A 7,029-nucleotide genomic window follows, 5' to 3' on the forward strand; every position below is an offset into this window, starting at 1 on the left:
GTGTGGGTGGGGTTCATGGTCGGGGGTTCCTGGAGTCTGGGTTCAAACCGTTGCATGGGCCGCCTGGATGGCATCCGCCAGCAGGTCCAGGCCCTTCTGGAGGGCCTCGACGTCAATGGTCAGCGGGGGCATGACCTTGAGCACGTGGCCATGGGCCCCGGAGGTCTCCGCGATGAGGCCCCGCTGGAAGGCCGCCTGGGACACCCTGCCCGCGACGCCCGGGTCCGCCCAGGTCAGCCCGCGCAGCAGGCCCCGGCCGCGCGGGGTGCAGCCCTTCGCGCCCTCCTGGCGCGCGATGCCGCGCAGGCGCTCGTCCACGAGCGCGCACCGCAGCTGGAGCTCCTTCTCGAAGAGGGGATCCGCCCAGAAGGAGAGCGCCGCGCGGGCGGCGACGAAGGCCAGGTTGTTGCCGCGGAAGGTGCCGCTGTGCTCCCCGGGCTGCTGCACGTCCAGCTCCCGCTTCACCAGCACCAGCGCCATGGGCAGCCCCATGCCTCCAATGGACTTGGAGAGGGTGACGACGTCGGGCGAGAGCCCCGCCTCCTCGAAGCTGAAGAAGGTGCCCGTGCGCCCGCAGCCCGCCTGGATGTCGTCGACGATGAGCAGGATGCCCTTGCGCCGGGCCAGGGCCTGGAGCCGCTGGAGCCAGCCCGTGCTCGCGGCGATGACGCCCCCCTCCCCCTGCACCGTCTCCAGGATGAAGGCCGCCGGCAGCTCCACGCCGCTGCCCGGGTCGTCCAGGAGCGCCTCGACGTACTCGAGCGTGTCCCGGCCCTCACCGAAGTACCCGTCGAACGGCATCCGCGTGACGTGCGCGAGGGGGAGGCCCGCGCCCGCGCGCTTCATCGCCGTGCCCGTCGCCGCGAGCGCCCCGAGCGACATCCCGTGGAAGCCATTGGTGAAAGCGATGACCGACGCGCGCCCGGTGACCTTGCGGACGATCTTGAGCGCCCCTTCCACGGCGTTGCTCCCCGTGGGGCCGGTGAACTGGATGCGGTAGTCCAGCTTCCGGGGCTTGAGGATGACGTCCACCAGGGCCTGCATGAAGTCGCGCTTGGCCTGGGTGTGCATGTCCATCGAGTGGGTGATGCCGTCCTGCTCCAGGTACTCGATGACCTGACGCTTGATGACCGGGTGGTTGTGTCCGTAGTTGAGGGCACCCGCGCCGGAGAGGAAGTCGATGTACTCCCGACCCTCCTCGTCCCAGATGCGGTGCCCCAGCGCGCGGCTGAAGACCGCCGGGAACTTCCGGCAGTAGGTGCGGACCGCCGACTCGTGCTCGTCGAAGATGGCGCGGGGACTTGCGTGACGGGTTGCGGCAGGCTTCTGCATGGTTTCACCCCAGGGGGATTCAGCGATGGCGGGTTGGCGGTTCAGGGCGTCGCGGCCCAGGGGTCGGTGGCTCGCAGCTCCTCCTGCTCGGCCGGGCTCAGCTTGGACGGAGGGGAGAGCGGGAAGTCTCCCGCGAGCGTGAGCCGCAGCATCTCCGCCACCTTCCGCGCGATGGTCTCGTGCGTGTAGACGCCGGGGAAGGCGGAGACCGGGTGCTCGGCGGTGGGCGGGAAGTACTTGCCCTTGAAGGAAGGCAGGAAGACGGAGTCCCAGACGTTGATGGACTGGCCGCCACAGGGCGCCTTGCCGCTGAAGATGCTGTAGACGGGGAGCGCCTGGGGCGAGGGCCGGCACAGCGCCTGGTTGACGGGCTCGGCCACCATCTCCAGCACCAGGCCGCACGCGCCCAGGTCACGCACCCGCCGGCTGCCCGCGAAGATCTCCCGGGCCTCGGCGAGCGTGTCTCCGTAGCGCCGGGTGACGCCCCCCTGCGGGGTGTAGCCCAGGTGGGCGATGACGGCGAACCCCTCCTGGCACAGCGCCTCCAGGACGGCCAGGGACGCGTCGGAGGTGACCTCCACCTTCAGCACCTCCGCGCCCGCCTCCACCATCACCTCCGCGCTCCTCAGCGCCACCATCGGCGTCGTGGCCGCTCCGTCCGGCATGTCGCCCAGCAGGAACGGGCGGCGGTAGGCGGGGAACGCGCGCGTCATCGCCCCGCGCACCTCCTGGAGGAGCGTGAGCATCTGGTCCATGCCCCACACCTGCTCCTCCACCGTCTCCAGCCGGGTGCTGGGGCGGCCCAGGTGCGTCATGAAGTACGAGTCGCCCACCATCAGGCACTCGAGGCGGCAGTTGCGCATGAGGTCCAGGGACTCCATCGCCTGGCCCAGCGCCTCCACCTCATAGCCCCGGTACAGGTTCACCTTGAGGCCCAGGGCCTGACGGGCGAAGCGCTCCCGGGCCTGCCCCACGACGAACTCCCAGAGGCTCATCGGAGCCGGCTGGCGGACCTTGCGTGCGACCGCGTGTGCTTCGTGCGTGCGAGACATGTGCTCTCCCCCCTCAGGGTGCGGTGTTGTAGACGGCGTTCAGGCGTTGGATGGCGATGCGGAGGTCCTCGTGGCCCACCGCCGTGAAGCACAGCCGCGCGGACTTCTGGCAGTGCTGGCCGAAGGCGATGCCCGGCGCGACGGAGACTCCCGCCGCGATGGCGCGGGCGAAGAACTCGGTTTCGCTGCCGTGCTGCCATTGGGAGAGGTCCAGGAAGGTGTAGAAGCCCCCCTCCACGCGGGTGCAGGGCACCTGCAGCTCGCGCATCGTGATGTCGCGGGCCTCGCGGGCCCGGGCGCGGTGGCTCTCCAGGACGTCCGGGGGCGTGCCCAGCGCCTGGAAGGCCCCGTACTGGGAGGCGCTCGCCAGCGAGTAGAGCGAGTACAGCCCCCACTTCTTCATCCGGAGCGCCATGCCCTCCGGGGCGACCACGAAGCCCACGCGGTAGCCCGGCATCGCGTACGTCTTGCTGAAGGAATGGACGGAGAACGTGCGGTCCGCCGCGTCCGGGAGCTGGGAGATGTCCACGAAGCCCGGCTCCGTGAAGTCGTAGAGCGCGTAGGCGTTGTCGGAGATGAGCCACAGGTCCTGGCGCCGCGCGAACCGCGCCAGCCGCTCCTGGGCCTCGCGGTCGAGCGAGAAGCCCGTGGGGTTGTTCGGGGTGTTGAAGTAGATGGCGCGCGTCCTCGGCGTCACGGCCGCCTGGAGCGCCGCGACGAAGTCGAAGTTCCGGTCCCGGCTCAGCTCCTGGAAGACGGGGACCTCCACGGGACGGCCGCCCGCCGCGCGCACCAGGCCCGTCACGAACAGCCACTGCGGCGACATGATGAGGACCTCGTCGCCCGGCTGGAGCATGGCCCGGAGCGCGGACCCGATGCCGTGCGTCGCCCCGCAGGTGATGACGACGTGGTCCTCGCGCACCTCCTGCCGCGCCTGCTCCCGCAGGTGCTCCACGATTCTGCGCCGCAGCATGGGGATGCCGCCCGGCGGCGCGTGCTCGTGGGCGCGCAGCGCGAAGTCCGAGTGCTGCCAGTCGTGCATGCGGGCACAGGGCGCGAAGGTGCTCTTGCCCTGATGCAGGCGCAGGAAGTGCGGGTGCTTCAGCTGCGCGATGCGCTTCTCGATGTCGTCAAAGACGGAGAGCGGGATGTCGTCCAGGGCGGTGTTGTGCAGGGTCATGGGAACTCCGGGAGAGGACAGGGGTCGGTCGTGCGGCGGCATGGGCATCACTCCCTCGCGTGGGCCTGGGCGGACGTCACCCGGGGCGCCTCGACGCCGAGCTCACGGGCCCAGCCCGCGAGCTCCGGGTCGGCCGACGCGGTCAGCCGGTCCCTCAGCTCCGACAGGGCCGAGGGACGCTCCGTCGAGGACCAGAAGAGGCCGTGGCTGAGGTGGCGGGCGTAGCGGGGATCCTTCTTCTTCAGCGCCAGGTCCACCGCCCGGACGTAGTTCCACCGCAGATGCGGGTAGAGGGAGTGGGCCAGGTGGTAGTGATCCGTGGCGGGGAAGATGGCGTGCTTCACGAGCCAGCCGAGCGGCCCCGCGTAGTCCGTGGGGCGGCCGTTGATGCACTCGCGCGCCACCCGCTCCTCCTCGTCGCAGTGGACGAACCAGCGGTGCTCGGCCAGGACGGAGATCCACGAGTACAGCGGGTAGGTCGTGACGAGCGGCAGGAGGAAGCCCAGCAGCAGCCCCTTCGGTCCGAAGGCCCAGGTGAAGGCGGCCACCACCCCGGTGACGACCAACACCCGCACGACGAGGTTGGACACCCGCTGGTTGCGCAGGCTGTTGATGGCCATGGCGCGGAAGGTCTCCGCGAACCCCGCGGCCGTGAGCGGGTGGAGGAGCTTCCAGTGGAACTGGGCCCGCGTCAGTCCGGGGACGACGCCCACGGAGATGAACCGGGTGACGTTCGGGTCCTTGCCCAGCTCATTGGCGTGATGGTGGTGGTCCAGGACATGGAAGGTGTAGCGGTGGTGCATGTCGGGTTTGAAGCAGGGGTACTGGAAGAAGACGTTGGAGAGCGCCCACTGCCACGGCCGTGACTTGCAGAGGCCTGAATGGGTCGCCGTGTGGGCCGCCTCCTGGAGCGCACGGAACCGGGTGCCCACGAACAGCACGAGCAGCACGTAGAGCGCCGGGTGCGCGAAGTGCGCGGCGGCGAGGTTGGCCGCGAGGATGTCGCACCACGACCAGAGGAACGGGAAGAGCGCGAAGACGGCGTCGAACCGCTGGTAGTACCGCTCGCCCTTCTGGGCGGTCCCCTCGAGCTTCAGCAGGCGGAGGATGCGGCGGGAGTCGCGGTAGTAGAGGGCGTCCGCGGCGCGGAGCACCAGCGCGACCGCGAGGAAGGACAAGGCGTGCACGGGCGCCGTCGAAAAGTCTGTCATCGGCGTTCTCCTGGGCGTTCCTGGGCAGGGCCGGGCCAGGGGGCGTCGCGCGCAAGGCGCGGCCCGTCGGGTTTCCGGCAAGGGGAGTCCCTTCGCGGCCCCTGGAGGGACGCGTGGGTGGGACAAGGAGGGTGGGATGGGGGCGTCTGTTATTGCGGGCGCGCCCCGGTGCTCAGGTCAGTACTCCTCGTTCGGGGCGTACTCACTGACATCGGGTTGCAGGTGCGGCTGGGCGGCGATGAATGCGGGCAGGGTCAGGCAATGGTCGTGGATGCGCTTCAGCGTGGGATAGGCATCCAGGGGGAGCTTGAAGCGCTCGGCGTTGTAGACCTGCGGCACCAGGCACAGGTCCGCCAGGGTGGGCGTGTCTCCGTGACAGCACTTGCCCCGGTGAGGGCTGCCCACCAGCATGCGCTCCAGGGCCTCGAAGCCGGTGACGGCCCAGTGGCGGTACCACTCCATCTTCTCTTCCTGGGAGTGGCCCAGGGGCTGCGTGAGGTACTTCCTCACGCGCATGATGTTCAGCGGGTGGATGTCACAGGCGATGTAGAGCGCGATGCCGCGGACGTGGGCGCGGGCGGCGGGCTCCCGGGGCAGCAGCGGCGGCTCCGGGTGCAGTTCGTCCAGGTACTCGATGATGGCCAGGGACTGGCTTAGGGGGACGTCTCCATCCACGAGCAGCGGCACCAGGCCCTGGGGATTGAGCGCGTGGTAGTGCCGCGTGAAGTCGGGCTCGCCCTTCCTCAGGCCGCGGACGCCCTGGTACTCGTACGCGAGGCCCTTGAGGTTCAGCGCGATGCGGACCCGGTAGGAGGCCGTCGAGCGGTAATAGCTGTAGAGCTTCAGGCTCATGGCTGCTCCTGGCGCCAGGTGGTGTTGCTCTCGAACCAGGTGGCGGCCTCGCGGATCCGCGACTGGAGCTGCTCCTCCGACTCGCCCTTCAGGATGAACCCCGCCAGGTAGTCTCCGGACTTGTAGCCCCCGTGATGCGTCTGTCCGGGCTTCCCGTTGAGGCGCAGCTGGTGGACGCCGGGAGGCGGCGTGCCCGAGGGGAGGCCGGTGAGCAGGCCCGCCCGGGGGTAGACGACGCACCAGCCCGACATGCGGCCGTCGGCACCGGGGCTGCGGGCCGGCGGGACGTCCACCGGCAGCCCGCATTGGGCGTTGAACCAGTTCCGGTCCAGGTTGAAGCCACGGCCCAGCTCGAAGGTCGTGTTGAAGCGGCAGCCCGCCGTGCGGCTGGCGATTTCACAGAACACGAGCCGGTCATCCGGGGTGTGCCAGATTTCCGCATGGAAGGTCATATGCGGGGGCGTTGGCAGGGCGCGCAGGGCCTGCCGGGTGAACCGGATGAGGCGCTCCTTCAGGGGATGGGTCTCCCGGAGGAGATACCCCCCGAGGAACTCGTCCCGCTGGAACGAAAGGCAATCATTGACATACGTCGAAGGGTGGATCTCCACGACCTCCGAATGGGCCATCAACCCATCCACGTGGTACATCGTGCCCTCGACGAACTTCTCCACCGCCATGTCGGGCGCAATGCCTCTCACCAGCAGGGCATCCAGCTCCGCCTCGTCATGGATGACCCGCGTGTCGAGCGAGCCGGAGCCCAGCACCGGCTTGATGACGACCGGGAGGCCGTGGGCTTCCACGAACTCGAGCAGATCACAGGCGGTGGTGACGCGCGCGGCCGCCGCGACCGGGACGCCTCCCTCCTGGAGGCGGGCCTTCATCAGCAGCTTGTCCCGGAAGGCAAGCGCGCTCTGGAAGCCCTGGCCCGGAATGCCCAGCGCATCCCGGAGCCTGCCCGCGCGGAGGATGTCCACCTCGCCCTTCGCGAACAGGGCGCAGAAGCCAATCTCTTTCGCCAGGCGGAGGGCCGTCTGCTCCACCTGCCCATTGGTCCGGTAGTTGGGAAAGGACCACACGCGGGGAAGGTGGCGGTAGCCCGGGGCCTTCTCCTCGGAGCAGAGGAGGGTGAGCTGGAGATCCGACCCCGCGGCCCACTCGTCGTAGGGCGTGTCCTCATGGTCCGTGTTGGCCAGGACCAGGACGTGTCGTGTCGGATGGGGGGCCGGCGCGCCTTCGGGGTTCATTGTCTCTCTAACCGGTCAAAAATTGGATAGTCGGAACTAATACGCCAAATCGCTAAATTCCTGGCAGTTCCATCAGGCTGACGCTTGTGTTTTTCGGGCGGCGGCAGTTTTCCGCCAAGCATGGACTGCCACCCCTCCCCCGGAGCAGGGCCCCCTGC

General features: G+C 69.3%; 6 protein-coding genes. All 6 read right to left on the reverse strand.

What is annotated here, in order from left to right:
* Positions 1 to 42: 42 nt before the first annotated feature.
* Positions 43 to 1,332 carry a diaminobutyrate--2-oxoglutarate transaminase gene (gene ectB / locus D7X12_RS36995; protein WP_120629908.1) on the reverse strand — a complete coding sequence of 430 codons (1,290 nt, stop codon included), beginning with the start codon at positions 1,330 to 1,332 and terminating at the stop codon, positions 43 to 45.
* 41 nt (positions 1,333 to 1,373) lie between these two features.
* Positions 1,374 to 2,384: a 3-methyl-2-oxobutanoate hydroxymethyltransferase gene (locus tag D7X12_RS37000; protein WP_120629909.1), complete on the reverse strand. Its 1,011-nt coding sequence runs from the start codon at positions 2,382 to 2,384 to the stop codon at positions 1,374 to 1,376.
* A gap of 13 nt (positions 2,385 to 2,397) precedes the next feature.
* A complete protein-coding gene (locus D7X12_RS37005; protein WP_158620199.1) occupies positions 2,398 to 3,564 on the reverse strand; it encodes a pyridoxal phosphate-dependent aminotransferase in 1,167 nt (388 codons plus the stop codon).
* Positions 3,565 to 3,611: 47 nt separating this feature from the next.
* Positions 3,612 to 4,775: a fatty acid desaturase gene (locus tag D7X12_RS37010; RefSeq protein ID WP_120629911.1), complete on the reverse strand. Its 1,164-nt coding sequence runs from the start codon at positions 4,773 to 4,775 to the stop codon at positions 3,612 to 3,614.
* Between the two features lie 177 nt (positions 4,776 to 4,952).
* Positions 4,953 to 5,627 (reverse strand): maleylacetoacetate isomerase, encoded by a 675-nt coding sequence (maiA, locus tag D7X12_RS37015; RefSeq protein WP_244225008.1) that lies wholly within the window; start codon positions 5,625 to 5,627, stop codon positions 4,953 to 4,955.
* Positions 5,624 to 6,871 carry an ATP-grasp domain-containing protein gene (locus D7X12_RS37020; RefSeq protein ID WP_120629912.1) on the reverse strand — a complete coding sequence of 416 codons (1,248 nt, stop codon included), beginning with the start codon at positions 6,869 to 6,871 and terminating at the stop codon, positions 5,624 to 5,626. The genes maiA and D7X12_RS37020 overlap by 4 nt, the downstream gene beginning before the upstream one ends.
* Positions 6,872 to 7,029 lie beyond the last annotated feature (158 nt).

This window comes from Corallococcus sicarius, assembly GCF_003611735.1.
In the GTDB taxonomy this organism is placed as follows: domain Bacteria; phylum Myxococcota; class Myxococcia; order Myxococcales; family Myxococcaceae; genus Corallococcus; species Corallococcus sicarius.

Excerpts from the sequence above, each read along its gene's own strand:
- D7X12_RS37010 (WP_120629911.1), bottom strand. The coding sequence starts at position 4,775 with ATGACAGACTTTTCGACGGCGCCCGTGCACGCCTTGTCCTTCCTCGCG.
- D7X12_RS37020 (WP_120629912.1), bottom strand. The coding sequence starts at position 6,871 with ATGAACCCCGAAGGCGCGCCGGCCCCCCATCCGACACGACACGTCCTG.
- maiA (WP_244225008.1), bottom strand. The coding sequence starts at position 5,627 with ATGAGCCTGAAGCTCTACAGCTATTACCGCTCGACGGCCTCCTACCGG.
- D7X12_RS37000 (WP_120629909.1), bottom strand. The coding sequence starts at position 2,384 with ATGTCTCGCACGCACGAAGCACACGCGGTCGCACGCAAGGTCCGCCAG.
- D7X12_RS37005 (WP_158620199.1), bottom strand. The coding sequence starts at position 3,564 with ATGACCCTGCACAACACCGCCCTGGACGACATCCCGCTCTCCGTCTTT.
- ectB (WP_120629908.1), bottom strand. The coding sequence starts at position 1,332 with ATGCAGAAGCCTGCCGCAACCCGTCACGCAAGTCCCCGCGCCATCTTC.